The 25,030-nt window shown below is 72.0% G+C and carries 25 protein-coding genes and 3 pseudogenes; 11 read left to right on the forward strand and 17 right to left on the reverse strand.

Going from position 1 to position 25,030, the window contains the following annotated elements; all coding sequences use genetic code 11:
* The first annotated feature begins 794 nt into the window (after nt 1-794).
* A complete protein-coding gene (locus tag IE106_RS29260) occupies nt 795-1,295 on the forward strand; it encodes a hypothetical protein (protein ID WP_189538261.1) in 501 nt (166 codons plus the stop codon).
* Between the two features lie 482 nt (nt 1,296-1,777).
* Here the strand turns inward: IE106_RS29260 and IE106_RS29265 are convergent, their stop codons facing one another.
* The gene (locus IE106_RS29265) at nt 1,778-5,719 is read right to left on the reverse strand and encodes an nSTAND1 domain-containing NTPase (RefSeq protein ID WP_308427912.1); all 3,942 of its coding nucleotides are present in this window, start codon (nt 5,717-5,719) and stop codon (nt 1,778-1,780) included.
* Between the two features lie 287 nt (nt 5,720-6,006).
* Between IE106_RS29265 and IE106_RS29270 the strand changes: the two genes are divergently transcribed.
* Entirely contained in the window at nt 6,007-6,597 is a 591-nt protein-coding gene (locus IE106_RS29270) for an RICIN domain-containing protein (protein WP_189538263.1), read from the forward strand.
* A 10-nt stretch (nt 6,598-6,607) separates the two neighbouring features.
* Here the strand turns inward: IE106_RS29270 and IE106_RS30575 are convergent, their stop codons facing one another.
* Together IE106_RS30575 and IE106_RS30580 are read right to left on the reverse strand one after the other, a co-directional pair.
* Nucleotides 6,608-6,781 (reverse strand): hypothetical protein, encoded by a 174-nt coding sequence (locus tag IE106_RS30575; RefSeq protein ID WP_229840902.1) that lies wholly within the window; start codon nt 6,779-6,781, stop codon nt 6,608-6,610.
* Nucleotides 6,782-6,784: 3 nt separating this feature from the next.
* Complete coding sequence (locus IE106_RS30580) at nt 6,785-7,009, reverse strand: hypothetical protein (RefSeq protein WP_229840905.1); 225 nt, start codon at nt 7,007-7,009, stop codon at nt 6,785-6,787.
* 92 nt (nt 7,010-7,101) lie between these two features.
* Between IE106_RS30580 and IE106_RS30890 the strand changes: the two are divergent.
* Nucleotides 7,102-7,497: pseudogene (locus IE106_RS30890) on the forward strand (IS630 family transposase); the annotation flags it as partial.
* A 22-nt stretch (nt 7,498-7,519) separates the two neighbouring features.
* Here the strand turns inward: IE106_RS30890 and IE106_RS29280 are convergent.
* The 3 genes from IE106_RS29280 to IE106_RS29290 all read right to left on the reverse strand — a co-directional run bounded on the left by IE106_RS29280 (nt 7,520) and on the right by IE106_RS29290 (nt 8,894).
* The gene (locus IE106_RS29280; RefSeq protein WP_229840908.1) at nt 7,520-7,903 is read right to left on the reverse strand and encodes a hypothetical protein; all 384 of its coding nucleotides are present in this window, start codon (nt 7,901-7,903) and stop codon (nt 7,520-7,522) included.
* A gap of 85 nt (nt 7,904-7,988) precedes the next feature.
* Nucleotides 7,989-8,381: a hypothetical protein gene (locus tag IE106_RS29285; RefSeq protein ID WP_189538264.1), complete on the reverse strand. Its 393-nt coding sequence runs from the start codon at nt 8,379-8,381 to the stop codon at nt 7,989-7,991.
* 150 nt (nt 8,382-8,531) lie between these two features.
* Nucleotides 8,532-8,894, reverse strand: a complete 363-nt coding sequence (locus tag IE106_RS29290; RefSeq protein WP_308427913.1) for a transposase — start codon at nt 8,892-8,894, stop codon at nt 8,532-8,534.
* A gap of 75 nt (nt 8,895-8,969) precedes the next feature.
* On the opposite strand from IE106_RS29290, the gene IE106_RS29295 reads away from it, so the two are divergent.
* From IE106_RS29295 to IE106_RS30585, 5 genes are all read left to right on the forward strand, one after another.
* Nucleotides 8,970-9,806 carry a PilN family protein gene (locus tag IE106_RS29295; protein ID WP_189538266.1) on the forward strand — a complete coding sequence of 279 codons (837 nt, stop codon included), beginning with the start codon at nt 8,970-8,972 and terminating at the stop codon, nt 9,804-9,806.
* Between the two features lie 53 nt (nt 9,807-9,859).
* Entirely contained in the window at nt 9,860-10,360 is a 501-nt protein-coding gene (locus IE106_RS29300) for an IS630 family transposase (RefSeq protein ID WP_189538267.1), read from the forward strand.
* Nucleotides 10,357-10,932 (forward strand): transposase, encoded by a 576-nt coding sequence (locus IE106_RS29305; protein WP_189538268.1) that lies wholly within the window; start codon nt 10,357-10,359, stop codon nt 10,930-10,932. The genes IE106_RS29300 and IE106_RS29305 overlap by 4 nt, the downstream gene beginning before the upstream one ends.
* Before the next feature lie 71 nt (nt 10,933-11,003).
* The gene (locus IE106_RS29310) at nt 11,004-11,519 is read left to right on the forward strand and encodes a winged helix-turn-helix domain-containing protein (protein ID WP_189538269.1); all 516 of its coding nucleotides are present in this window, start codon (nt 11,004-11,006) and stop codon (nt 11,517-11,519) included.
* A gap of 388 nt (nt 11,520-11,907) precedes the next feature.
* Nucleotides 11,908-12,105 (forward strand): transposase, encoded by a 198-nt coding sequence (locus IE106_RS30585; RefSeq protein WP_229840909.1) that lies wholly within the window; start codon nt 11,908-11,910, stop codon nt 12,103-12,105.
* 28 nt (nt 12,106-12,133) lie between these two features.
* Here the strand turns inward: IE106_RS30585 and IE106_RS29320 are convergent, their stop codons facing one another.
* From IE106_RS29320 to IE106_RS29360, 9 genes and pseudogenes are all read right to left on the reverse strand, one after another.
* Nucleotides 12,134-12,403 carry a hypothetical protein gene (locus IE106_RS29320; RefSeq protein ID WP_189538270.1) on the reverse strand — a complete coding sequence of 90 codons (270 nt, stop codon included), beginning with the start codon at nt 12,401-12,403 and terminating at the stop codon, nt 12,134-12,136.
* A gap of 332 nt (nt 12,404-12,735) precedes the next feature.
* Nucleotides 12,736-13,954: pseudogene (locus tag IE106_RS29325) on the reverse strand (IS701 family transposase).
* Nucleotides 13,955-14,025: 71 nt separating this feature from the next.
* Nucleotides 14,026-14,361 (reverse strand): annotated as a pseudogene (locus tag IE106_RS29330) (transposase); the annotation flags it as partial.
* A gap of 44 nt (nt 14,362-14,405) precedes the next feature.
* The gene (locus IE106_RS29335; RefSeq protein WP_189538271.1) at nt 14,406-15,434 is read right to left on the reverse strand and encodes an NAD(P)/FAD-dependent oxidoreductase; all 1,029 of its coding nucleotides are present in this window, start codon (nt 15,432-15,434) and stop codon (nt 14,406-14,408) included.
* Between the two features lie 9 nt (nt 15,435-15,443).
* Nucleotides 15,444-15,962, reverse strand: coding sequence for an isoprenylcysteine carboxyl methyltransferase family protein (locus tag IE106_RS29340; protein ID WP_189538272.1), 519 nt, complete (start codon nt 15,960-15,962; stop codon nt 15,444-15,446).
* Nucleotides 15,959-17,047: a type III polyketide synthase gene (locus IE106_RS29345; RefSeq protein WP_189538273.1), complete on the reverse strand. Its 1,089-nt coding sequence runs from the start codon at nt 17,045-17,047 to the stop codon at nt 15,959-15,961. The genes IE106_RS29340 and IE106_RS29345 overlap by 4 nt, the downstream gene beginning before the upstream one ends.
* Complete coding sequence (locus IE106_RS29350) at nt 17,044-18,225, reverse strand: NAD(P)/FAD-dependent oxidoreductase (RefSeq protein WP_189538274.1); 1,182 nt, start codon at nt 18,223-18,225, stop codon at nt 17,044-17,046. The genes IE106_RS29345 and IE106_RS29350 overlap by 4 nt, the downstream gene beginning before the upstream one ends.
* Nucleotides 18,225-19,061 (reverse strand): UbiA family prenyltransferase, encoded by an 837-nt coding sequence (locus tag IE106_RS29355; protein WP_229840910.1) that lies wholly within the window; start codon nt 19,059-19,061, stop codon nt 18,225-18,227. Before IE106_RS29355 ends, IE106_RS29350 begins: the two co-directional genes overlap by 1 nt.
* A complete protein-coding gene (locus tag IE106_RS29360) occupies nt 19,058-20,122 on the reverse strand; it encodes an NAD-dependent epimerase/dehydratase family protein (RefSeq protein ID WP_189538275.1) in 1,065 nt (354 codons plus the stop codon). Before IE106_RS29360 ends, IE106_RS29355 begins: the two co-directional genes overlap by 4 nt.
* Nucleotides 20,123-20,618: 496 nt before the next feature.
* Here IE106_RS29360 and uppS point away from each other — a divergent pair, with 496 nt between their 5' ends.
* The 3 genes from uppS (at nt 20,619) to IE106_RS31095 (ending at nt 23,155) form a co-directional block, all read left to right on the forward strand.
* The gene (gene uppS, locus IE106_RS29365) at nt 20,619-21,329 is read left to right on the forward strand and encodes a polyprenyl diphosphate synthase (RefSeq protein WP_268255346.1); all 711 of its coding nucleotides are present in this window, start codon (nt 20,619-20,621) and stop codon (nt 21,327-21,329) included.
* Nucleotides 21,326-22,792 (forward strand): oxygenase MpaB family protein, encoded by a 1,467-nt coding sequence (locus IE106_RS29370; RefSeq protein WP_189538277.1) that lies wholly within the window; start codon nt 21,326-21,328, stop codon nt 22,790-22,792. The genes uppS and IE106_RS29370 overlap by 4 nt, the downstream gene beginning before the upstream one ends.
* Before the next feature lie 231 nt (nt 22,793-23,023).
* Nucleotides 23,024-23,155, forward strand: a complete 132-nt coding sequence (locus IE106_RS31095; protein ID WP_444545535.1) for a zinc finger domain-containing protein — start codon at nt 23,024-23,026, stop codon at nt 23,153-23,155.
* Between the two features lie 68 nt (nt 23,156-23,223).
* Here the strand turns inward: IE106_RS31095 and IE106_RS29375 are convergent, their stop codons facing one another.
* Nucleotides 23,224-24,204 carry a hypothetical protein gene (locus tag IE106_RS29375; protein WP_189538278.1) on the reverse strand — a complete coding sequence of 327 codons (981 nt, stop codon included), beginning with the start codon at nt 24,202-24,204 and terminating at the stop codon, nt 23,224-23,226.
* Nucleotides 24,205-24,340: 136 nt separating this feature from the next.
* Nucleotides 24,341-24,619, reverse strand: coding sequence for a hypothetical protein (locus IE106_RS29380; RefSeq protein WP_189538279.1), 279 nt, complete (start codon nt 24,617-24,619; stop codon nt 24,341-24,343).
* Nucleotides 24,620-25,030: the final 411 nt, after the last annotated feature.

Genomic DNA, 25,030 nt, shown 5'->3' on the forward strand with positions numbered 1-25,030 from the left:
CTCGGCCTGTCGACGATCAATTTTTTCCCCAGGTTGGGCGGTTTGAGCATCATGTAATTCCCCATTCCGAATTCTCTCAATTGGCCATGGGTAGCGCGGAGGTCGGGATCGAGGGACCTGGTCGTCGTGGAGCTGCTCAAGTTCCTCGTCTCGTGGTTCGGGTGGCCGATGGACAGCCCGGATGGCGAGGAGAACGTTCGTCGTGGCCGACATCACCGAGATCTACGTCCACTGGTACGCGGGCCGCTCGAAGAGAGAGCTGGCCGCGTCGCTGGGGGGCCGCAAGACGGTCAGGAAGTACCTGGCCCCGGCGGAGGCGGCCGGGATCAGCCCGGGCGGTCAACCTCAAGACCGGTGTCGACAAGCCCGACCTCTACGACCCGAAGATCACCAAGGCGTACGCCGAACCGGCCACTCGTTACGGCGCGTTGGTCGATCCGGCCCGGGCAGCGAAGCCGAAGGACAAGCCGCGGGTCGAGCGGCCGATGCCCTAGGCCTGCCGGGGCTTTGCCCCTTCTGGTGCCCGGCGCCTGCTCGCCGTCCGCAACCACCCTGCTCCCCGTGTCCGAGCCTGCGCGGACACGGGGGGATCACCTCGGTCTGTGTGTCGACCCCGGTGGCGGGGTACATCGCCGCCGAATGCATGCACGGGTCGACCCGACCGGAAAATCGGGCAGCAGGAACCTCTGCGAAACCTCACCCCTCCGCGCCACAGCCCCTACCCTGGTGACCGATCGCCGGAAATGCGGTGGACGAGGAGGGGCGAACCGCGTATGCCCAATCGCGTATGGCCAGTGCGACCGAACGAATCCAAGTTTAATTACTACAACGGGATTTTCGGGTTCGACCTCAGAGGATGCACGAGAACCGACGACAGCGAGCGGTTCTTCGCCACCCGGTGGTTCATCTTCAACCTACTGCCACTGATACCGCTGCAGAGGTACTACTTATCCGAAACGCGCGTCTCCAGTCAGCAATACACAGGGCAGATCGAACACGTCTTCGCGAACTCCGTGTACAAGGTGCACGGACGGTCGCGTCTGCACGTCGGTGAGATCGTCCGGACGTACGCATACGCCTGGCTGGTTGCCCCCGCACTGGTGATCGTACCGGTTGTCCACCTGATGGAAACCACTGACCGAGCGGATGACAGCACCGATATCTGGCTCATCATCGGTGCGTTGTTGTGGCCTTTCATCGGAATTTTCCTGGTGGTCCTGCTGCCCGAGGTCTTCCGCAAGTTCCAGCGGTCCCCGCGTCCCGTTTCATGGCGTGCGGAACCCCCTGATCACTGATCTTTTCATTAGTTGGGTGGGATTGGTGGGTGGATGGTGAGTCCCGTGTGGGTGAGGAAGGATCAGGGCAGTTGCGGCTTGTCGTTGATCCGGCGGATGCCCTGTTCGGTGGCGTCGGCGGCATCGGCAAGGTGACCACCGGCGAGGTTGGCGACGCCACCGGGCAAGGCATCGACCGCATCAACACCAAGCTCCCGGCCGCATCCCGGCCCCGGACGGCCGCCCCGGCGTGGCCCGCTGACGGCCCGGTGGTGCGCGCCTCCGCAACGGCGGGTGAACCGGTCGGGCCCCGAGGTCTCGCACCACCCGGATCGGCCCGTCCGGACCCGGCCCGGCGCGGTGCCGAGCCGCCCGCCGACTCGGTGAGCCCACGGGGACGCGGCCACCTCGGGCGGGCGAAGCTTGACGGGCCCTGGGTCGGCGCCGAGTTCGGCCCGGACTGCGGCGGCCCTCGGCCCACGGAAGCGGCAGCGCGCCGCCGGTCAGCAGGACCGCCTGTATGAAACCGTCGGCAGGTGCGTCCGCCACTCCGCGGGCGAGGGGCCCGCGCCGACCCGGGCGCACAGCAGAGCCACGATACGACCGGGGTCGACGTCGTAGGTCTGGACCGCCACGTGCGCTCCGGCGACGCGCAGCGTCCTGCCGTCCGGGCTGAACGCCATCGACAGCACCCGGTCACCCGGCGTGGGCAGCGCCGAGCCCAGCAACTGCCGGGAGGCCGTGTCCCACAGGTGCACCGCGCCGGAGTCGCCGGCGACAGCGAGCGTCGTGCCATCCGGGGAGAACGCCAGCGCGACCACCTCGTCGTCCTCCGCGCGACGGGCCTGGGCGGGCGTCCCCGGCAGCACGCCCAGGTGCCGGCGCACGTCACCGTCCCAAAGGCTCACCCGGCCCCGCAGGTCACCCGCCGCAAGCCGTGTGCCGTCCGGACTGAAGGCCAGGGCGACCGGCTCGTCCCAGGCCAGCGCACGCCGCCCGACCCGCCCGGAGCGCAGGTCGACCGAACCGTCCTCGGACACGGCCAGGCTTCCGTCCCCGCGCAGGGCCAGCTCCAGCCCGGAGAGGTCCGGTACCGTGCGCAGGCGCTTTCCGCTGCGTACGTCCCACAGTTCGAGCGCGTCCCGCTCGGCGAACCGGGACACGAGCAGCGTGCGGCCGTCGGCGCCGAGGGCCACCGCCGCGACGCCCGAGGGCAGCCGGCCGTCCTCCGCGGGGGTGCCGTCCCGGTCGAGATCGACGGTGCGCAGGAGCCGGCCGGCCCGGACGTCCCACACCCTGACCGACTGGCGCGGCGGCGTCCCCGCGTCCGGGTCGACGTCCTGCCAGACCGCTCCGTACGCCAGGCGCCGCCCGTCCGCGCTGAACGTCATGGTGTCCACGCAACCGGTGGCCACTGCAGCCGCGCTTCCCGGGTCCTCCGGCACGTGATCGCCACCGGCTTGGGCGGACGCGACGAAGCCGGGGCCGGGTGGGTCCTCCTCAAGCGGTTGTTCCTCCCCGGCCGGTTCGGCGGGGCACGGCGTGCCCGGCAGCCGGACCGACAGCCGGCCCGCGGCGTTTCGCAGCTCGTACCCCGCCCCGCCGGCACGTCCCACCGTGGCCAGGAGCCGCCCGTCGGCGCTCCACGCGGCGCCGTCCACCGCAGCGGTGCGCCACCGCCGGCTCACCGCGCCGCCCAGAGCCACCGACCGGACGGTCGCGCCGCCCCTGGCGCCGTACCGTACGACGCCTTCGGCGAGGTCGAGCCGCAGCCCGAGCGGGCTCTCGCTCACCAGCGCGTGCCGGAAGACCGGGCCGCCGGGCGCCGTGAGCCGCCACAGCAGGATCTCGTCGGTGAGGGCGGCGGCCGCGAGGAACCGGCCGTCGGCGCTGAACCGCATCTCCCGGACGTCCGCGCCCGTGAGCGCGGGCAGCTCACGGCCCGGGAGCAGCTCCCACCGGCGGATGCCGGACTTGGCGACGAGCGCGACGCTCCGGCTGTCCGGGGAGAAGCCGAAGCCGCCCTCGAAGCAGTGGTCCCCTCCCGCCGAGGCGAGCCACGGCAGCGGCAGCTTCCGGCCTCCGCGCCGCAGATCGCGCACCTCCAGCGGCCGCTTGTCGGTGCACACGGCCAACCACCGGCCGTCCGCGCTGACGGCGCTGCCCTGCACCGCCTCCGAGGCGCCGAGCGGGAGGCTCAGCAGCCGGCGCCGCTGCGGCACGTTCCACACCTGGAACGATGAGGAGAGTCCCTCGTCGTTCCCGCCCATACCGTCCAGGAGCAGGGTGCGCCCGTCCCCGCCGAACCTCCCGTTCAGCGGGAGCGCGCCGGGGAGCCGGCCGGTCACCCGCCCGGTCCGCACGTCCCACAGTTCGACGTCCTCGCCGTCGAGCAGCGCCAGCGTGCGGCCGTCCGGGGCGGCCACCGCCCAGCTCGCGCGGTCCTCCCCGTCGGGCCCCGTGCCCGGGCCGGGGTAGGTGGCGGTACGGCGGTGGGAGCGCACGTCCCAGGTCTCGACCCGGTCCGCCGCGATCACCACCAGCGTCCGACCGTCGTCCGTCAGGTGGCGCACGGTCTCCGTCCCGCCGGCGTCCGGGAGGGTGAAGACGTCCCGTTCCTGCTGTGCCAGGGAACCCAGCAGCGCGGAGCGGGTCTCCAGGGACGGCGCGAGCCGCCACGCGGCGAGGCTCAGGCGCACCGCCGCCGCCGGGTCGGCCTGCCGCAGTCCCTCGGCGACGGCGACGAGACGACCCGCTTCCGCCTCCACGTGCCTGCGTTCGCTGACCCGGCTCTGCTGCCAGGCGGCGAGGCTGGCGACGAGGGACAGCGCCAGCAGGCCCGACAGGAGGCCGACCAGGAGACGGCGGCGGCGACGCTCCCGCGCCCGGCCGGCCAGTGAGGCGGTCAGGAAGGCGTCCTCCAGCGGCGTCAGGGCGGCGGGCCGGCCCGGGTCCGCGCCGAACAGCTCCCCGGCGGTGGCCAGCCTGGCACCCCGGTACAGCGTCCCCGGCTCACGCCCCAGTTCGTCCCAGGACCTGGCCGCCTCCGACAACCGGCGGTGGGCGCGCAGCCGCTCCCGGTCCTCCTCGATCCACGCGACCAGCCGGGGCCACGCGGTGAGCAGGGCCTCGTGGGCGAGGCACACTGTGTCGTCATCGAGGGTGAGCAGCCGGGCGCGGACGAACCGGTCCACGACGACCGCCACGTCGTCCGGCGCCGCGAACTCCAGCTCCGCCCGCTCCGCACGCCGCCCCGTGTCCTGCGCGCCCTCCCCGGGGGCGACCAGCCGCAGCAGCACCAGCCGGGCCAGCTCGGCCTGGTCGGGGGACAGCCCGGCGAACACGTCCTCGGCGGTCTGCGCGATGGCGCCTTCCAGTCCGCCGGCGGCGCGGTACGCCTCCTCCGTCAGGGCACGACCTCGGCGCCTGCGCCAGGTCTCGCGCAGGACGTGCGACAGCAGGGGCAGCCCGCCGGGCCTGCCGTCCACCTCACGGACGAGCCGGGCGGTGAGAGACCGTTCGACGACGAGTCCCGCCGTCTGCGCGGGCCTGACGACGACCTCCCGCAGTTCCTCGCGCGTCATCGGGCCGACAGGCACGCTGGAGTCCCGCATCGCCTCGGCCAGCCCGTGGTGTTCCGCGCACCGGCCGTAGAAGTCGGCGCGCACGGCCACGACGACCCGCAGTCCGCTGTCCGGCCGGCGCGCCGTGAGCAGCAGGTCGATGAAGGCGGCCCGCTCGGCCTGGTCCGGGCAGAGCGTGAACACCTCCTCGAACTGGTCGACCACGATCAGCGTGTCCCCGGGCCCCGCTCCGCCCCCGCCCCCCTGTCCGGGCCGGTCCCGGCGCGCCGGCCCGGCTCCGGCGCCGGAGCCGTCCTCCGGACCGTCCCGCCGGTCCGTACGCGGCCGCAGCACCTCGGCGTGGGCAGCCATCGGATGCTCGCCCGGAGTGAGGACGCGGATCGCCGCCAGCCGCACCCCCGGCCTGCCCCCGCCGTCCTCTCCCCGCCGCAGCGCGGGGATCAGCCCGGCCCGCAGCAGGGAGGACTTGCCGCTGCCGGATGCTCCGAACAGGGCCGTGAAGCGGTGCTCGGCCACCGAACGGCACAGCGCCGAAGTGAGCCCACCGCGGCCGAAGAACCGTTCGTGGTCGCCCGGTTCGAACCGGGCGAGGCCCTGGTAGGGAGGGCTCGCCTCGTCGTCCTCGCGGACCCGGACGGCCACCTCCTCGCACGTCCGGTGCCACCGCCGCTCCCACTCCTCCCGATCACCACCGCAGGCCTCCACGTACGCCGAGACCACCGCCAGCGACGGCAGGACCTCCCCGGCGGCGGCCCGGGACAGCGACGTCACCGAGTAGTGCGCCCGGCGCGCCATCTCGCGGTACGTCGGCCCGCCCGCCTCCCGCCGCAGCTCGCGCAGTTCGTGTGCGAAGCGCTGCACCGGTCCCGCGGCAGGATCGATCGGTGTCTCGCGGCGTCCCATGCGTGCCCCCGTCCCCGTGCCGGGGCCCCACCCCCGGCCTGTCGTTCACCCGGTCCGCCACGTTAGGAAGCCCGTCCCGGGATGTGCAAGGCACCGCCCCGAGCCGGTGAGCGGGTCGTTCGTCTTTGTTCGGTCCGACGGAAGGGGCCTGCCGAACAATCCCCGCGGCTGGTGGACTCGGTCCCGCCGGCCCGGTCCGAGGCCGGACACCGCCCCGGTGGGGGCGTACACAACGGAGGGAAGACATGAAACGGAGCAGTAGGCGCCTGGCGTTCACGGTCGTGTCGGCCGCGGTCGGCACGGGCCTGACCGTGACGGCCCCGGCGGGCGCGTCACCGAAGGAGGCGCCCGCCGCCGTCGCCGCGACGAAGGCACAGAGCCGCACCGTCGAGGGGACGGCAGGGCGTGACGGCGGCGTGTGGTACCTCAGGGCCAAGCACAGCGGGAAGTGCCTCACCGTCCACGGAGCCAGTACCGCGAAGGACGCGGCGGTCGACCAGTACACGTGCGTGAACCGGGCGAACCAGCGTTGGCGGCTGCTCTACACCAGCGAGTGGGGGCTCGCCTACATCGTGTCGGAGAGCGGCGGGAAGTGCCTGGACGTCCAAGGCGGCAGCAAGAAGAACGGCGCCAGGTTCATCACCTGGGACTGCAACAGTCGGCAGAACCAGAAGTTCCACGTGCGCAACCTCACCGGCCACGTGGCCATCAAGCCCCTGCACGCGTCGTCGAAGTGCCTCGACATCCCCGGCGCCTCCCGGAAGAACAACGTGCGCGCGGTCCTGTGGACGTGCAAGGGAGTCACAGACCAGCAGTTCAAGAACGACGTGGCCTGACCAGCTGCGATCAGGACGCCGGATCCTCGCCCGGCGGGGTGAAGGTGTCGGCACCATCAGCGTCCTCGACATGCCCCTGGGCATCGACCGCGATGGCCGTCGCTCGCCCCTGCGACGTGATGAGCCAGGCCAGCACCTGCTCCGTCAGCGGCGTTCCCCCTGGTCCCTCGTCCTTCCAGTGCACCCGTCACCCTCCACCAGGCACCGCGGCAACGACCTGGTCGGCTCGCTCCAGGTGGGAGAAGTCCTCATAGTCCGTCACCGCACGAAGGGCGCCGCGCTTGGGATCGACGACCAGGGCCGTCCCGGTCGCCTGGTCCCAGCCCTCCACACGCACCATGCGGCCGATCTCGCTGTCGGTGCCGTTGAAGATCGCGGTCCAGCCGGTCTGATTGAAATAGCGAAGAGACACCACGCCATCATCTCCAACCACGACGCTCGCGCCTCACAGGACTCCTTGCTCTGCACGTTCATCCCTACGCAGCTCTGCACATAGACGAGTACGCCGACAACCAGCTCCACGGGCACATCAAGAAGACAAAGAACAGGTCGAAGTTCCTGGAGTTCTGCCGCTACCTACGCTCGCTACATCCGACCGGCACGCCCACCGCGATCATCTGCGACAACTACTCACCCCACCTGACGACCAAACGTTGCCAGCGGGCCGGGACCTGGGCCCCGGCGAACGACGTCGAGATCGCCTACACCCCGACCAACAGCTCCTGGCTCACCCGGATCGAGGCCCAGTTCACCGCCCTACGCTGCTTCGCCCTCGACGGCACCGACCACCCCAGCCACAAGGCCCAGGGCAGCATGATCCGCCGCTACGTCATCTGGCGGAACAAGCACGCCGCCGACAAGCGCCTCAGAGCCCTGGTGAGCAGGGTCAACGCAGCCTGACCGGCCACGGCAATAACGGCCGTCACCACAGGTGCAGGAAGCTCCGGACGTCGTCGTAGCCGTCGACGGCCCGACCGTCCACGTCCGTCGGGTCGGCCTCGGCCCGCGTCGCCAGCGACTGCGCCAGCGCGAGGGCTTCATCACTGAGGCGCCCGAAGCGTCGAGCGGTGTGTCCAAGGCACAGGCCGGCCAGCCCGAGCAACGGACTGCCCGACACGGCCCGCGTCCCGACCTGCACGCACCAGTGCTCGACGAACTCCGCATCGTCGTCGTTCAACGCGGCCCCGACCAGGGCGCTCGCCGCCTCGCCCTCCGCCGAGCGGTCGCGCAGCGCCCGCTCCATCGTCTCGACCAGCGCCTCGTGAGGCAGCGCAGAAGGGTTCTCGAAACTCAGATGGGAATGCACCCCGCGAGAGTACGCGGCGCCCGTCCAACAGCTACTCGCCGCCGCCTCGTCCGACAGGACGGGGCGAACGTTGCCTGAGGCGGTACTAGAGCCGCGGGCCCACGGAGATGTCGATTGCGGCCGCGTTCCAGCCGGGCTCGTCAACAGCGACACGGATCAGCCACCTGCCTCCTTCACCAATGAGGCTCACGAAGCGCGTCACACCCATGACATCACCGATGACCAGCCGTCCGTCAGCCAACGAGATCGGCCCCTCGAAGACAGTCGTGAAGGAAGGATCCGGCCCCAGCCCCTCGTCGAGCAGCTCGGTGAAGAGCCGGACCTTGACGAGCCGAACCTGAGCCTGAACCCGGACCACCACATGGGTGTCACACCCAACCGCGGCCTCGCCCTCCAGAGGCAACCCCGGCAGCCAGTCGGTCGACTCCAGCGCCAGAACCGGGTGATTCACCCGCAAGTCAACGCCAGCGACCTGCATGTTCGGCCCCCTCCGAGTCCCACCTCATGACGCGCGGCGATGTTATCGGGTGGCTCCGACATGCCAGGCCCATTACCCCCGACCGCTGGGTCTGGACGTGACGCCGCCACCCATCGAGTTGACCTCCAGCGACATGAGATGTCTTGGTGGTCAGTCCGCCGCGGGACCGCCCGAGGGCATGGTGGTCCGGCTCGCCGGCCGAGGCCCCTTTTGACGGGCCCCGGCGGCGTGCTGATGGACCCGGACCATCGTGGAGTTCACCAAGACGACCCAGTCGAGGTCGCCTTCGGCGTCGGCCCGGGCGAGCAGCGCGGTGAAGACCTTCTCCCAGGTGCCGTCAGCCGCCCACTTCCGCAGCCGGTTGTGGACGCCCTTCCACGAGCCGAAGTGCTCGGACAGGTCCATCCACGGCGTCCCGATGTGGTACTTGAAGGCGATCGCGTCGATCACCTGCCGGTGATCACGCCACCACCCTCCCCACTTCGGAGTCCGGTCCGGCAACAACGGCTCGATCCTCGCCTACTGGGCATCAGTCAACGACACACATCAACCAACGATCAGATGATCCGAAGGAAATGACCTAACGGCGTGCAGGGTGACTTGCGAGGCTCCCTGACCGTCCGGCCGGGGTTGCGCAACGACGTGACCGGGTACGCCGACCAGAATCCGGGCATGGTGCAAAATCTCGTTGCCGTGTTCAGCCTGCTCATCGGCCTGGCAGGCCTGACGCTGAGTTATGCAGCTCACCGGCAGAAGGTTCGGCAGGACAGACAGGAGGCGGCACTCCGCGAGGGGGAACTGCAGAGGTTCCAACGTGAGCGGGAGCAGGAGCAGCGGCTACGCGAGCGCGAACAGAGCGCCGAGCGACAGCGGGAACGGCATCAGGCATCCATGATCAACGTGAATGTCACGCGGCTCCTGTCCCCTCTGGGTCACATCATCCCAAAGGCCGTGATCCAGAACCGGTCCAACCAGCCGGTCCGGGACGTGCGCGTATCCTTCCGCGACGAGGTGGTCGGCGAGTTGCCCCTCCTCGGTACCGGTGAGGACGCCTTCGAATTGGATCCCACGGAGTCAGACGCGTACGGCTACCTACAGCACATCACTGTCGACTTCACAGACGTTGCCGGGATCCGCTGGCGCCTAGAAGGCCGCGGTTACCTGCGACGCGCCCGACAGGGCACAGGCAGCCCGGAAACCCTGGGTTCGTGGGGAGAACCGGAGCCCCCCGTCATCCAACAGGTATTCGCCCCGCCCCCGCCCCCGGGCCCGGTCTACTCCGCGCCGCCGGCCCCCGCGCCGAGAATGGGAACGGGGACCAAGGCGCCGGTATGGCGACGTGGCGAGTTCCTCAGGCCAGCCGTCGTGCTGGTTTCCTTTGTGCTGATCGCAGGAGGCGTTTGGCGGCTCCTGCACCACTACTGATCTTTTCGTTAGTTCTGTGGGTGCGATGACGCCGTTGGTGGAATCCTGATGGTGTGTCCTTCAAGCCTTCGCCTGTTGTTCCTCCTTTGACACGGCCGCAGTTGTCCGAGGCCCGGCGTGCGCGGGCGGCCGAGTTGTTCGATCAGGGATGCTCGGGTGCTGAGATCGCGCGGATGCTGGGGGTCAGTGACGAGAGCGTGCGGCGGTGGAAACGTGTCTGGGAGGAAGGCGGCGCCGATGCTTTGCGCCGGCGCCCGGCCACCGGGCGCCCGCCTAAGCTGGACGACGCCCAGGTCGAGCGGGTGCGGACCGCGCTGGAGCAAGGTGCCCAGAGGTACGGGTTCGAGGCCGACCTGTGGACCCTGGAACGAGTCGGTCTGGTGGTCGAGCGGGTGACAGGGGTGACGTTGTCGAGGGCCTCGGTGTGGCGGCTGCTGACAGGCCGGCTCGGATGGAGTCTGCAGCGGCCCGAGCGGCGGGCGGTCGAACGCGACGAGTCCGAGATCGCCCGCTGGATCGCTCATGAGTGGCCGCGGATCAAAAAGGGGCGGTGAACACACGTGCCTGGATCGTCTTCCTCGACGAGTCGGGGGTCTCGCTGCTGCCGCAGGTCCGCCGCACTTACGCGCCCCGCGGCCGCACGCCTCTCCTGCGGCACCGGCTGAACTGGAAACGCGCCTCGATGGCCGCGGTCCTGGGGTATCACGCCGCCGATCCCGAGCGAGGTCCTCGCCTGTGCTTCCACCTCAAGCCCGGCAGCTACGACACCCCAGCCCTCATCGAGGTCCTGGAGCAGATGAAGGTGTTCTACCGCGGTGAGCGGGTGGTGCTGGTCTGGGACGGGCTGTCGGCTCACTGGAGCCGGGCGATGCGGGCCTGGGTCGCCGAGCAGGACTGGCTCACCCTGGAGCGATTACCGGCTTACGCACCTGAGCTCAACCCGGTGGAACTGCTGTGGTCCTCGCTCAAGAAACGCGAACTCGCCAACCTCGCCGGCGACCACCTCGCCGATGTCGCCGACGCCGCTGAACAGGGCATCCACCGGATCAACACCAACCCCCGACTGCCATGGTCCTTCCTCGCCCGCACCGGCCTCACCATCCACCCACCAACCCCACAGAACTAACGAAAAGATCAGTAATGATCTTTTCGTAAGTTCGGTGGGTGTGGTGGGTGTGTGGGTGGGAGGCTGTCGGCGTGGCTTATCAACCTTCCCTTTCGGTTGCCGGCTTCTCCCTTCCTCCTTTGTCGCGGCCGCAGTTGGCGGAGGCGCGTCGTGTTCGGGCAGTCGAGTCGTTCGAGGACGGCGTCTCGAATGCGGAGATCGCGAGGGTGGTGGGGGTGTGTGCCGAGAGCGTGCGGCGTTGGCGGCGGGTGTGGGAGCAAGGCGGCGCTTCGGCCCTGCGGCGACGGGCAGCCGCCGGACGCCCGCCCAAGCCGGACGACACCCTGGTCGACATGGTCCGGGCCGCGCTGGAGCAAGGTGCCCAGACCCATGGCTTCGAGGCCGATCTGCGGCCCCTGAAACGAGTCGGCGCGGTCGTCACCCGGACAATGGGGGTGGTGTTGTCGAGGGCGTCGGTGTGGCGGCTGCTGACCGGCCGGCTCGGATGGAGCCTGCAACGTCCCGAGTGGCAGGCGGTCGAACGGGACGAGTCGAAGATCGCCCGCTGGATCGCGCACGAGTGGCCGCGCATCAAAAAGGGGCCGTGAACACACGTGCCTGGATCGTCTTCCTCGACGAATCAGACGTCTTTCTGCTCCCTCGGATCCGCCGTACCTACTCGTCCTGAGGGCAAACTCCGCTCCTGCGGCACCGCCCGGACTGGAAGCATGCGTCGACGGCCGGGGCCCTCGGCTACCACTCCACCGACCTCGATCGCGGAGCCCGCCCGTGCTTCCACCTCAAGCCCCGCAGCCACGACACCGCCGGACTCATCGAGGTCCCGGAGCGGATGAAGGTGTTCCACCGCAGCGAGCGAGTGGTCCTGGCTGGGACGGTCTGTCCGCCCACTGGAGCCGCGGGATGCGGGCCTGAGCCGCCGAACAGGACTGGCCCGTCCCCAAGCGATTACCCGCCTACGCACCCGAGCCGAACCCGGTGGAACTGCCGTGGTCCTCACTCAAGAAACGCGAGTTCGCCAACCTCGCCGGCACCCACCTCGCCGTTGTCGCCGACATCACCAAGCAAGGCATCGACCGCATCAACACCAACCCCCGACTGCCATGGTCATTCCTCGCCCATACCGGCCTGACCATCCACCCACCACACCCACCGAGCTTACGAAAAAATCAGTAGCGGTGCCGATTCCAGAGGGGTCGCCGACTCAAGAACCGTAAGAAGGATCAAGGGCGAGGTTGATGACCATCGCAGCGCACAAGACGAAACCAGCAATTCCCCAATATTGGGTCGGGATGAAGAAAAAGGTGTTCTTCCACCAATCCTCGTGCTCCCTGTCGCGTTCACCGATGCGCCACAGCGCCACCCCGGCCAGGCAGCCGCCGAAGAAGGCGGCAATGGGCTCTCCGGTCGCGGCACCAAGAAGAGCCCCCACCACGAAGAGGAGAGGAACCAGCCCTCCTGAACCCGTCCACATGAAACTTCACTATGCCGCACCCACGCTGCGGCCCACCAGGTCCAGCTCGACGTCGTAGCCGGTCGCGCGAGAGTGCCGGGCATCGTCGGAGTGGTGCGGCCTGGCCACCCGCTACGACAAGACCGCCACCATTTACCTCGCCGGACTCCACATCGCCGCCCTCTTCCTCTGGTCGGCAAGATGATCCGAAAGAAACGTCCTAGTAGTGCTTCGTTATGTTCTGGGCTGTCTGCGGCGCGTCCGCTGGATGGGCAGGGGGCGTCCGCAGGTGGTGCAGGTGCCGGTCCAGCACCTCAGCAGGTCCTGGAGGAGGTCGAGGACCTGGTAGAGGGTCAGGCCGGTGTGCGGACTTTTGGGTCGAGCCGCCGGAGGGTGAGGAAGGCTGGGCGGCGGTGACGAGGGTGACGTGGTGGTGCCAGGTGCGGCCCTCGAAGTGGTCCAGGCCAAGTCCGTGCTTGAGTTCGCGGTAGTCGTGCTCGATCCGCCGGCGCATCTTCGCCCACCGCACCAGGTCGGCGACCGGGGTGGTGGCGGGTAGGTTCGATATCCAGTAGCCGGTCGGGGTGTTCTGGCCGTCCGGCCATTCGGCCAGGAGCGTCTGGGTGGGTAGGACGCCGTCCCACCGGTTGCGGCCGCCGCCCGCCTCCTGAGCCGCGGCCAGGGACTGCTTGTCCGCAGGCCGGACGGTCAGGACCGCGAACCGTGAGGTCATCGCGCCTTTACTGCCCTGGCGCCAGGTCACCTCGGTGAACCGGCCGGCACCGGCCTCGGCTGCGAAGACCGAGACGGCTCGCGGTGGAGTGCGATACCGGGGCAGCGTCGGTGGGCCGAGCCCGCCGCAAGCGGGCTGGTGCGGTTCGGCGTTCTCCGGGTGGGCGACTTCCTTCCCGGTCAGCGCCAGCACATAGGACAGACCGCGCTGTTGAAGACCGAGCCGGAAGGGGGTGCTGACGCCGTAGCCGGCATCGGCGACCACCACCGGCGCCTTCAACCGCCACTCGCCGAGCGTGTCGAGCAGGCCGAGCGCCAGGCGCCACTTCTCCTGGTGCACCACGTGATCCGGCACTCCTGCCCTGCGGCACCGCTCCGGTGCATCCGTCCACTCGCCCGGCAGATACGACTGCCAGTCCAACGGGCACGAGGCGGTGTCGGTGGCGGCATGGACGCTGACCGCGACCTGGCAGTTCGCCCGCTTGCCGATCGCGCCGCAGTACTGGCGCCCCCCACCGACGTGGTGCCGCACTTGGGAAACGACACGTCGTCCACCACCCACACCTCAGGTGTGATCACCTCGGTCAGCCGCTCGGCGATCCGCCGCCCCGGCAGCGGATCCCACGGCGACTGGTTCACGAACTGCTGCAGGGCCTGCATGTTCCCGTCCGGCAGCCGCTCGGCCATCGGCTGGATCGACTTCCGCCGCCCGTCCAGCATCAGACCCCGCAGACAACACGCACCCCACCGCCGCTGATCCCGCCGCGGCACCGAGGCGAACACATCGGCAACGAACTCCGCCAAATCACCCCGGAGTCGTTCCACCTCCCCCAACCTCATACCAGGACGATGCCCACCACCAGGGTGGATCACCCAACGTAACGAAGCACTACTAGGTTCTGTCTCTTTGGTCAGCGTCGGATCCAGATGAGGATGCCAGCGAAGTGGAGTGCGGCCTGGTAGGTGATGGCGAGTTTGTCGGTTCGTGTGGCCAGGCCACGCCATTGCTTGAGGCGGTTGATACACCGCTCGACGGCGTTGCGCCGTTTGCAGGCTTCACGGTCGAAGCTTGGTGGGCGGCCGCCTCGGCGGCCCCGCCGCAGGCGGTGGCCGATCTGGTCGGACGGTTGCAGGATGACCGCCTGGATTCCTCGGTGCCGCAGATGAGCCCGGATGGCGCGGGATGAGTAGGCGCGGTCGGCCAGCACGGCGACGGGTCGGGTTCGCGGCCGGCCGGGGCCGGCGGGTTCCTCGCCGACGGTCGTGGCGGTGGTGTCCCGGGACCGCCGGATCACGTACCCGCCGGGCGCGCCAGCGCGTCGACGGTCGCGGAGAACAGCCACGGCAGCCGCTGCGCCGCGGGCACCAGCGCCGCGCGGACCGGGGGCACCCTCGTCGCGCCGAGCAGCGCGTGGGTCAGCCAGCGGTAGCGTCGGGTGATGCGCCGCCACTCCCGTTCGTAGGCCGCCGGGTCGCCGCCGACCACCGCCCGCACCGCCGCCGGCGCCTGCGCGAGCGCCAGCGCGATGCCCTCACCGGTCAGCGCGTCGACGTAGCCGGCCGCGTCGCCGACGAGCAGCACCCGGCCGGCGGTGCGCGCGCTCGAACGCTGGCGGAGCGGGCCCGCCCCGCGCGCCGGCCCGGTGGCCGCGGCTCCGCCCAGCCGCTCCCGCAGCGCGGGGAAGGCGGCGAGGTGGTCGTCGTACGCCCCGCGGCCCGCGGTGAGCACCGCCACGCCCACGAGGTCGTCGGCCACCGGGGTCACGTAGGCCTCCGCGTCGCGGGCCCAGTGCACCTCGACGTGGTCGCTCCAGGGGGCGAGCGCGTAGTGGCGCCGCAGCCCGTGCCGCCGGTGGGCGCGGCCCGGCCGGTGCAGGCCCAGGGCCCGGCGGACCGGCGAGTGCAGGCCGTCGGCCGCGACGAGGTGGCCGGCACGGGTGCCGTCGGCCACCACGCCGTCCTCGTCCTGCTCGACCCGGCGCACGGTGCGCCGCTCGACCGGCACGCCCGCGGCCAGCACCGCCTCGCGCAGCGCCGCGTGGAGCGCGGTACGGCGCACCCCACGGCCCGGGCCCGCCCGGAAGTCGGCGTCGACCCGGCGCGGCCCGGCGACGTACCGGACGCCCCGCAGGTCGTGCCCCGGCGGGTGCACGCCGAGCGAGGCCAGGGCGGCGACGGCACCCGGCATCAGCCCTTCCCCGCACGCCTTGTCGACGGTCCCGGCGTGCCGCTCCCAGACGGCCACGTCGAGTCCCGCCCGGGCCGCGTGCAGGGCCGTGGCGAGACCCGCGGGCCCTCCGCCCACGACGAGCAGGTCCATGTGGCTCCCTCAGGCGAGCCGCGCCAGGGCGGCGTCCTCGGTGCGGATGCGGGTGGCGAGCAGGAACCCGTTCAGCACGGTGAAGGCGACCGCCGTGATCCAGGCCGAGTGCACCAGCGGGAGCGCGACCCCCTCGACGGCGACGGCGACGTAGTTCGGGTGCGGGAGCCGGCGGTAGGGGCCGCCGGTCACGCGCGGGGCGCCGGGCACGACGATCACCCGGGTGTTCCACTGCCGTCCCAGGGTGGCGATGCACCACCAGCGCAACGCCTGCGCGGCCACGACGAGGGCGGACATGCTCCAGGCGAGGGCCGGCACGGCGTCCGGCCGGCGCATCCACACCTCCGCGAGCGCACCGGCCAGCAGGCCCGTGTGCAGCACCACCATGAACAGGTAGTGGCCCCGCCCCGCCTCCACGCCGCCCCGCGCGAGGCTCCAGGCGGTGTTGCGGCGCGACACGACCAGTTCGGCGACCCGTTCCAGACCGACCGCCAGGACCAGGGCGGTGAACAGGACCTGCCCGCTCATCCCTCCTCCCCCGGGGCGCGCAGGAGCACGAGCTCGGAGCAGAAGCCCGGGCCCATCGCAATCATCAGCCCGTGGGAGCCCGGCCGGGGCGGGCGGGTGGCGAGCGTGTCCGCCAGGACGTGCAACACCGAGGAGGAGGACAGGTTGCCGATGCGGCGCAGCGAGTCCCAGGTCACCCCCAGGGCGTCCCGCTCGATCCCGAGCGCCTCCTGCAGGGCCTCCAGGACCTTCGGGCCGCCGGGGTGCGCGACGTACCAGCCGATGTCGTCGCCGGTCAGCCCGTGGTCGGCGAGGAAGCCGCGGACGTCGTCGCCGACGTACCGGCGCACCACGTCGGGGACCGAGGAGTCGAGCACGATCTTGAACCCGCCGGAGCCGACGTCCCAGCCCATCGTGCGCTCCGAGTCGGGGTAGAGGCGGCTGCGCGAGGCGAGCACCTCGGGGTGGGCGGGGTCGTCGGACCGCGCGAACGGGTGCCGGGAACCGACGGCGACCACTGCCGCCGCGCCGTCCCCGAACAGGCCGCTCGCCACGAGGTTGGCGACCGAGGTGTCCTCGCGCTGGAGCGTCAGCGAGCACAGCTCGACCGACATCAGCACCGCGACCCCGTCCGGGCGGCCGCGCAGCAGGTCGCGCAGACGTGCGACGCCGGCCGCGCCGGCGACGCAGCCGAGGCCGACGAGGGGCAGGCGCACCACGTCGGGGCGCAGTCCGATCTCCGCCGCGACGCGGGCCTCCAGCGAGGGGACAGCCAGGCCGGTCACCGTGCACGACACGATGTAGTCGACGTCGGCGGGGGTGAGGCCGGCGTCCTTGAGCGCGTCGACGACCGCGCGGGCGCCCAGCTCGACCCCGGCCCGGATGAAGACGTCGTTCGACCGGCCGAAGTCCCCGAGTCGGGCGTACTCCTCCAGCGGGAGCACGGTGTGCCGGCTCTCGACGCACGCGTTGCGGTGGAACCGCTCGACGACACCGCGGTGGACCGCGCCCTCGACCAGCGTGGTGGTGAAGGACGCGGTGATCTCCTCCTGCCGGTGGCGGTGCTCGGGCAGGACGCCGCGGGCGCTGAGGACGCGTATGGTCATGTCGACTCCTGGGGTCGGCCGTGCGGACGGACAGGTGTGAGGAGCGCCCGGCCGAGGCCCAGCGCGACGGCGGGGGTGAGCCGGCCCCGGGCGAGGCCGAGTTCGACGAAGTCGTCGAAGACGCGCTGGTCGGCGGCGGAGGCCCGCAGCCCCGCCCCGACGAGGCGCGCGCTGCCGGCGAGTCGGGCGGCCAGGGCGGTGTGGCGCAGGTGGGGCAGCAGGATCCTGCGGGTGGCGCGGGCGTACCGCTGCCCCGCCCGCTCGGGCCGTCCCTCGCGCAGGGCCGCCGCGGCGGCCCGCCCGGCCGCGATGCCGGTGGCCACGGCGTGGTGGATGCCCTCCCCGGTCAGCGGGTTCACCAGGCCGGCCGCGTCGCCCACCAGCAGGACGCGGCCGGCCGGGGGGTGCCAGTGCGCCGTCGAGAGGGGCAGGTGGTGCCCGATCCAGTGCCGCCCGCCCTCGGCGGCGCCGGGCAGGAGCGCTTCGAGGCGCTCGAACAGCTGGGCGCGGGTCGGCGCCGGGCGGTCCGCGTGGAGCAGTTCGCCGTACCCGACGTTCGCCAGGCCGTCGCCGCGGTCGAAGGACCAGGCGTACGACGGCTGGTGGCGGGTGCCGAACTCGATGACCTGCGCGCCGCGCCGCCCGGGCGCGACCGGGGCGTAGCCGCGCAGCGCCAGGGCCATCGGGCCGCGGGGCCGGCCGAGCGCGCGCCGGACGGCCGAGTGGGCGCCGTCGGCGCCGACCACGACCGCGGCGGAGACCTTCCCGTCCAGGACCACCGCTCCGGGGTGGTGCCGCAGGTCGCGGACGCGGTGGCGCAGGAGCCGGGCGCCGGCGGCGACGGCCGCGTCGACCAGTCGGGCGTCGAGGATCCGGCGCGGCACCACCCACGCCGGACGGGCCGTCCGGCGCTCGGCGGCCAGGTCGCCGCGGCCGAGGCGGAGGCGGTCGACCGGGACCCGGTCGTCGACGGTACCGGTGACGCCGACCCCGGCGAGGAGGTCGAGGACGTGCGGGGCCACCCCGTCGCCGCAGGGCTTGTCCCGCGGGAAGTCCGCCCGGTCCAGGAGGACGACGCGCAGGCCCGGGTCGGCGTGCAGCGCGCCCAGGGCGGTGGCGGCACCGGCCGGTCCGGCGCCGACCACGGCGAGGTCCCAGTGGGCGGGTGCCGGTGCCATCAGCCGGCCGCCACGAGCAGCACGACGTCGAGGAGGGCGATGGCCACCGCGGCCCGGAAGGGGGCCCGGCCGCCGGCGGTCGCCGTGGACACCGCGAGGACCGCCACCAGCGCGAGGGCCGCCCACGCCCAGGCCGGAGGGGGCCCGGGGGGGCCGAGCACGGTCAGCAGCGAGGCCGCGGACAGCAGCACGACGGCCAGGACACGCGAGGGGTGCTCGCCGATCCGGTGCGGCAGGCCGCGCACGCCGGTGCGTTCGTCGTCGGCGAGGTCGGGCAGCGTGTTGAGCAGGTGCGCCCCGACGCCGAGCGCGACCCCGGCGCCGGTCGTCCACAGCGGCGCCCAGGCCGGGGCGGGGCCGGCGAGGGTGATGACCGAGGGCAGCGTCCCGAAGGCGCTGGCGTACGGCACCCACGACCACCAGGTCGCCTTGAGGCCCAGGTTGTAGAGGTGGCCCGCGCCGGCGCCGAGGACGACGTTGACCAGGGCGCCGCGCCAGCCGACGAGCGCGGACAGCGCGAGGCAGGCGAGTCCGGCCGCGACCAGGGCGCCCACCACCCAGCCGGCCGGGACGGCCCCGGTGACCAGCGGCTTGTCGGCACGGCCGACGGCGCGGTCGCGCGGGAGGTCGCGCAGGTCGTTGCCCCAGCCGATCGTGAGCTGGCCGGTGAGCACCGCGGCGGTGACGACGACGGCGTCGAGCCGGCCCAGGTCGCCGCGGAGCGCGAGCAGGCCCGCGATGGCGCCGACCGCCAGGGCCGGCCCGCCGTGGGCGGCGGCGAGCAGCGCGAGCACGCGCGGCGGCCCGGGGCGGGGCGGGGCCGTGCCGGCGGTCACGGGCGCCGCCGCACGGCGACCGGCCCGCGCCGGACCGCGTCGCCGAGCGCGCCGAGGACGGTGCGCGGCCGCAGCACGGGGGTCCGGCCGGACGCGGCCTCCCTCATGCCCTCGATCACCTCGGCGAGCACCTGCGGGCCGTCCTTGGCCGGGGCCCAGTCGAGTTCCGTGCGGGCGCGGGTCGTGTCCAGCGTCGGGAGCGCGAAGCCCATGTCGAGCCATCCGGTGTCGACCTGCTGCAGGCGCGCGTGCCAGGCGGCCGACATGGCGACGCGGACCACCGCGGAGGGCACGTGCACCAGCCTGGCGCCGAGCGCGTCCGCGAGGACCGCGGCGGTGACGGGCGGGTCGGCGGCGAGGTTGAACGCGCCGCCCGCGCGCCGGTGCAGCACCGCGGCGACGGCGTCGGCGACGTCGTCGGTGTGGACCATCGGGACGGTCAGTCTCCGGTCCATCGGCAGGACCGGCAGCAGGTCGAGCGCCTTGGACGGCACGAGGGCGGGCACGCCGTACCGGAGGAGGGCGCTGCCGGCGGCGCGCTGCCCGACGATCCCCGGCCGCAGGCGGGTGACGAGCGTGCCGGCGCCGGAGGCCTCGTGCCGGTCGAGGAGGCGCTCGGCGGCCGACTTGTGCCGGCTGTAGCGCGAGCTGGGCACGCCGCCGGTGGGCCAGGACTCGTCGACCGGGCGGTCGTCCCTCTTCGGTGAGTAGGCGCCGACCGAGGACATGTGGACCAGGTGCGGGACACCGGTCTCGGTGACGGCCCGGAGCACGCGGCGGGTGCCGCCGACGCCGAGCTCGGCGAGGTAGGCGAGGTCGTGGGACGGCTGGAAGCCCCACGCCAGATGGACGACCGCGTCCGCGCCGGTGAACGCCTCGACGAGCGCGCGGTGGCAGGTGTCGGCGGTGAGGTCCACGGGGCGCCAGTCGACGCCGCGGCCGTCGGGGCCCCCGGGCAGCCGCCGGGCCATGCCCACGAGGTCGTGCCCGCCTTCGGCACGCAGGCGCTGCACGACGACGGATCCGATGTTCCCGGTCGCCCCGGTGACCACGATGCGCATGCAGGATGGGGTGCCCCGTCCCTCCCCCGCTCACACGGGGCATTCCGGCATCCGGTGGACACCGGCGTCACCCGGCCGGCGCACCGCGCGTCGTGCGCGGCGCCCGCCCCGTCGGCCGCGTCCCCGGCGAGTGGACCCGCCGGCTTCCCGGCCCCCGCGCGTCCCGTGCGGGCGGAAGGCACGGGAATCCGGAGGCAGCTGCCGAGGCCGAAGGGAATCGGACATCTGAGCCAAGGGTGACGCCCCCCCGTTCGGCCGGTCAGGTCCCTTCCATGCCGTCAGACTCCTAGGAAGGAACGTCCCGGTGGGGTGTGCGTATGGGCGATACGGGGTGGGCGTGACCGAGCGGGGCAGGGCCGACCGTGCCGCTCCGGACGAGACGGGGCTGGGTGTGACGGACCACGGCGTCCATCGCGCACGCACGGCAACGGGGGACGGGACGGGTGGGCGACAGTACGGCAACGATCAGCGGCGGGACGATGGGCCGGCGCGTACGGTGCCGCGGCACGTAGCCTGCGTGATGGACGGCAACGGCCGCTGGGCTCAGCGGCGTGCGCTCCCCCGAACGGCGGGCCATCGGGCTGCCGAAACCACCGTCATCGACATCATCGAGGCGGCCCGGGCGGCCGGAGTCGAGTGGCTCAGCCTGTACGCCTTCTCCACCGAGAACTGGAACCGTCCCGGCACCGAGGTCGACTACCTGATGCGCCTGGTCCGCCGGGTCGTGCGTAAGCACGCACCGCTGCTCCTCGCCCGCGGCATCCGCTGCCGCTTCCTCGGGGCCGCCGATCCGCGCATCCCCCGGGAGCTGGCCCAGGACTTCGACGATCTGGCGACGCTGACCGCCGACAACCAGGGGATGACGCTCACCGTCGCCTTCGACCACGGCGGACGCCGAGACATCGTCGAGGCCGCCAAGTCGCTGATTCGCAACGGGACACCCGCCGATGATGTGACCGAGCGGGTCTTCGCGGACCACCTGCCGTTTCCCGACACCCCCGACGTCGACCTCGTCATCCGAACCTCCGGCGAGCAGCGCATCTCCAACTTCATGCTGTGGCAGGTCGCCTACGCCGAGTGGGTTTTCCCCGAGGTGCTCTGGCCGGACTTCCGGGCCTCTGACTTCCTCACCTGCCTGCACACCTACCAGCGCCGTGACCGCCGCTTCGGCGGCGTGCCGCCCCAGACGAACGGAGACCCGTCATGACGACCGGAACCACGGGAACGGCCGACAAGGTGCCCTTGTTCGGCCCGGAATCACAGTTCCGCGCCTTCTTCGACGACCCGCGCTGGGCGCTGGCCATGATCCGTGCCACCGTGCTGGAGGCCGCCCACCCGCAGATCGGCGCCGCCCTCGCCGACAACTCCACCTTCGTCGCCCACCCCTGGCGTCGGCTGCGCAACACCTTCCTCAGCATGCGGCGCATGTTCAATGCCGATCCAGCCGTACGTGAACGGGAGGCCGCCCGGCTCAACAGGCTGCACGCCCGCATGAGCGGCTCCGACACCCGCGGCCGCGCCTACGACGCCATGGACCGCGCGGCCCGTGCCTGGGTGGTCGCCACCCTCTACGAGAGCGCCGTCACCATGTGCCGCCTGAGCGGTCAGCCGCTCGACCAGGACACCATGGAGCGCATGTACGCCGAGTACCGCACGTTCCTCGCCGCGCTCGAGGGCGACGCCGGGGAACTCCCCGAGGACCTGAACGACTTCTGGCGGTACTTCGACCGGGTCGTCGAGGACGAGCTGGAGAACACCGAGGCGGCCCGCATCATTCTCTACCGGCTCTTCGACCACTTGCCTGCCCCGGCACTGCTCGACGGCGCGCCGACGCTGTGGGCGGCCGGCCGGGCCGTCGTCAGTCCGCTCCTCGGCGCGATCACCGTCGCCTCTCTTCCCGAGCCCTACCGACGCAGGGCCGGCCTGGCCGAGATGCCCGGCGCCCCGACCCTCATGCAGGGTGCCTACCTCGCCGCCGGGCTCACCCGTTTCCTGCCCGAGGGCTGGATCAATGCCGAAAGCATCATCGAGGCCCTCTCCCTCTCGCCCGACAGCGATGACCCCCGCGCCCGGACCGTGACCGCGCTGCGCGCCCGCATGAAGCGGGCATCGGCCCTGCTCCGCCTCCTCACACCGCTGAGCGGTGACACGGGCCCCGACCCGGTCCCGGCCAGCTCGGCGGCGGCAGAGGGCCGGCGCTCGGCGGAGGAGTTCTTCCGTCAGGTGCTGGACCAGACCGGCGACGGCCACCTCGACTGGCCTGACCTCGCCGCCATGGCACGCGAACTGGCCACCCGCCTTGACCTGGACGAACCCGAGGAGACCCGGCTCTACGACGCCTTCGCCGCCTGGTGGCGCGAGCTCCAGGCCGCCCTCGACACGGACGGTGATGGCCGTGTCAGCGCCGCCGAGTACGCCGCCGCCGTACCCTCCCTCGCCGGTCCCGCGCTCATCCGCGTTGCCGAGGTGCTTTTCGACGTCACCGACAAGGACGGCAGCGGGACCATCAACGCGGACGAACACCGGGCGCTCTTTCGCACCGCCTTCCACCGCGACCTCACCACCACGGACGGCACCTACGGCCGCAGCGCCTTCGTGGGCGACTTCCTTTCCTTCATGTCCGGCCGCCGCAGGAACACCGCGTATGACCCCCTTCTCGCCGACGCCTGACGAACTCGTGCATGTGGGCGGCCACGGCTGCACGCTTCCTACCCACGTGCAGCCCGTCAAGGGCCAGCCCGCACGCAGCGCTGAAGGGCGGACCTGGGGCAAGCCGGTCCACCGCCCCGGCGCGTGCCCGGAGGAGAAGCCGAAGGTGCCGACGAAGCCCGATCCCGCGTCCACCCTCCCCAAGGCCCGCGGGGGACGGCGCGCCCGTACAAGAGCCTCAACGCGCGGGCGGTGAAGCCGGCGGACTGGCTGAAGGTCACCTGTCCGCGCTGCGGCGCCGCACCCGGCGCCCCGTGTACGGGCGTGCGTACCTTGAAGGGCGCGTCGGTCTCCCCGAAGGTCCCGCACCAGGAGCGCCCGTAGGTCGTACGCCGGGCCCTGGCCGCCGAACGGCGCGCGAAGCAGCAACGTTCCGCGGCCCCGGCCGCCCCCTAACCCTCGCCAGCAGCGCCTGCATCGTCCTCGAGCGGCAGGTAGGCGACCACGACCGTCCGGTCCACTCCCGCGTCCTTCATCGCCCGGACCCGGTGCTGCCCGTTCGTGTACCAGCCCGCCGGCCCGAGCGCCGCGGTGATCCCGTCGCCGTGGTCCAGCAAGGAGTACAGCGCCGGCCGCTGTCTCGTCTCCACGCCGTATGCGACCGCGAGCGCCGCCCTGTTCGCGGCGATGTCGTGGTCGGGCATTCCGTCGGCGCGTGCCCGCTCGATCAGGCGGATCGCGTGCTCGCTGAGCGCCGCCCAGTCCTGCCGGTGGTACCAGCAGCACCGCCCGCCCAAAGGGTTCCGCCCCGCCGGCCCGGCGCGGTCACGGGCGCTCTCCGGCGACCGCATGCATGCCTCCCGGAACGGGCGCGGTTCGGGAAGATCGTCGACGGCGACGAACCGGTACTCGATCCGTTCCACGGGTGCCGGAAGCGCCGTCGGCACGTAGCCGGCGCCGCGGCCGCGGTCGACGGGCCGGCCGACGAGACGCGCCAGGTCGGCGTCGCTGATCGGCAGCCATCTCGAGGCGCGGACCGTGAACGCGGTGTCCTCATGGAAGGTGACCAGTTGGAAACCGGTGTCCTCGAGGCCCCAGGCTTCACCGCCGGCAGCCCGGTCGTCGTCTGCGTCATTGACGAAGCGCTGCACCCAGACCGGCGGGCGCTCCTCGCCAGGGCAGTGCGTCCGCCACACGTCCTCGACGTACTGCTCCACCAGGTTGGTCAGGCTGCCGCCCTCGCCGTACGTCTGCGTGGCCACCGCCACCGGCCGCCGGCCGGACGCCGTGAACAGTTGCAGCCGGAAGGGGTGCAGCCCCACGGCGTACCGCGCCTGGTACATGCGGTCGTCCACCGTGCGCTCCCGCAAGGCCCCCTGCGTACGCAGCACCTCGACGACACTCAGTCCGCCACCTGCCGGTGCTTCCACCATCCTCTTCCCGCCTTCCTCACCCACTCCTGCTCACCGTGACCATCGCCCGAACGCCCGGACGCCTGTGCTGAGCCCTGCCCGTAAGCCGAGTCCTCCTCAGCCCCGGAACCAGGGGCACACCGACCAGGCGCTGGCGCTACGCCCCGCGAGGGCCCGCGGGCTTGCGGACCCGGTCCTCGGCGGCCGGGTAGTACACCGACGTCTGCGCCACTTCGGGGTGCTCCCGAAACAGCGCGTTCTCCAGCTCGGATCGAGCCTCGTCTATGGCGCGGTACGCAGCCTCCAGCTTCTTCGCTGGCAGCGCCTCACGCCCGGACAGGGGGTAGGCGTTGGCGAGGTCCACGTGGCGGCTCAGAAGCTCGTCTCGCATCGCTGCGAGTGCCTGGCCCATCTCGACGTGCTGTTCGAAGGTCATCCTCGGCTTCATCGGGCAAGCATCCACCACCAAGCGGCCGCACGCGGGGAATCGGCGGACCAGGCCGCCGGGAGACGGCGAGCGGCTACCATAGTCCTCCGGCAGGACGCACACCCCGCTCGCCGCCGCCCCCGACGCGCCCACGCCGCCCGAGGGGGCACAGTCGGCCAAGGTCTCACGGGGCCCGCGAAAAAGCAGCACTTCGCGTAACACTTGAATTTCACCTTGGCCCCTGACGTGCGGCCGGAGGAGCGTGGGACCACCCGGTCGGGAGACGTCATACCGAAGAAGCAGTCCACCGCAGCGAAGAAGGCCCGCACCGCCGCTCGGGCCGGCGCCGAGTACGCCGCCGCCCTAGGTGTATTGACCCGGAGCGTTGTTGACGCGGCTGATGGGCGGGTGTCCGCCGAG

The sequence above is a fragment of the Streptomyces roseolilacinus genome (assembly GCF_014649335.1).
GTDB classification, from domain to species: domain Bacteria; phylum Actinomycetota; class Actinomycetes; order Streptomycetales; family Streptomycetaceae; genus Streptomyces; species Streptomyces roseolilacinus.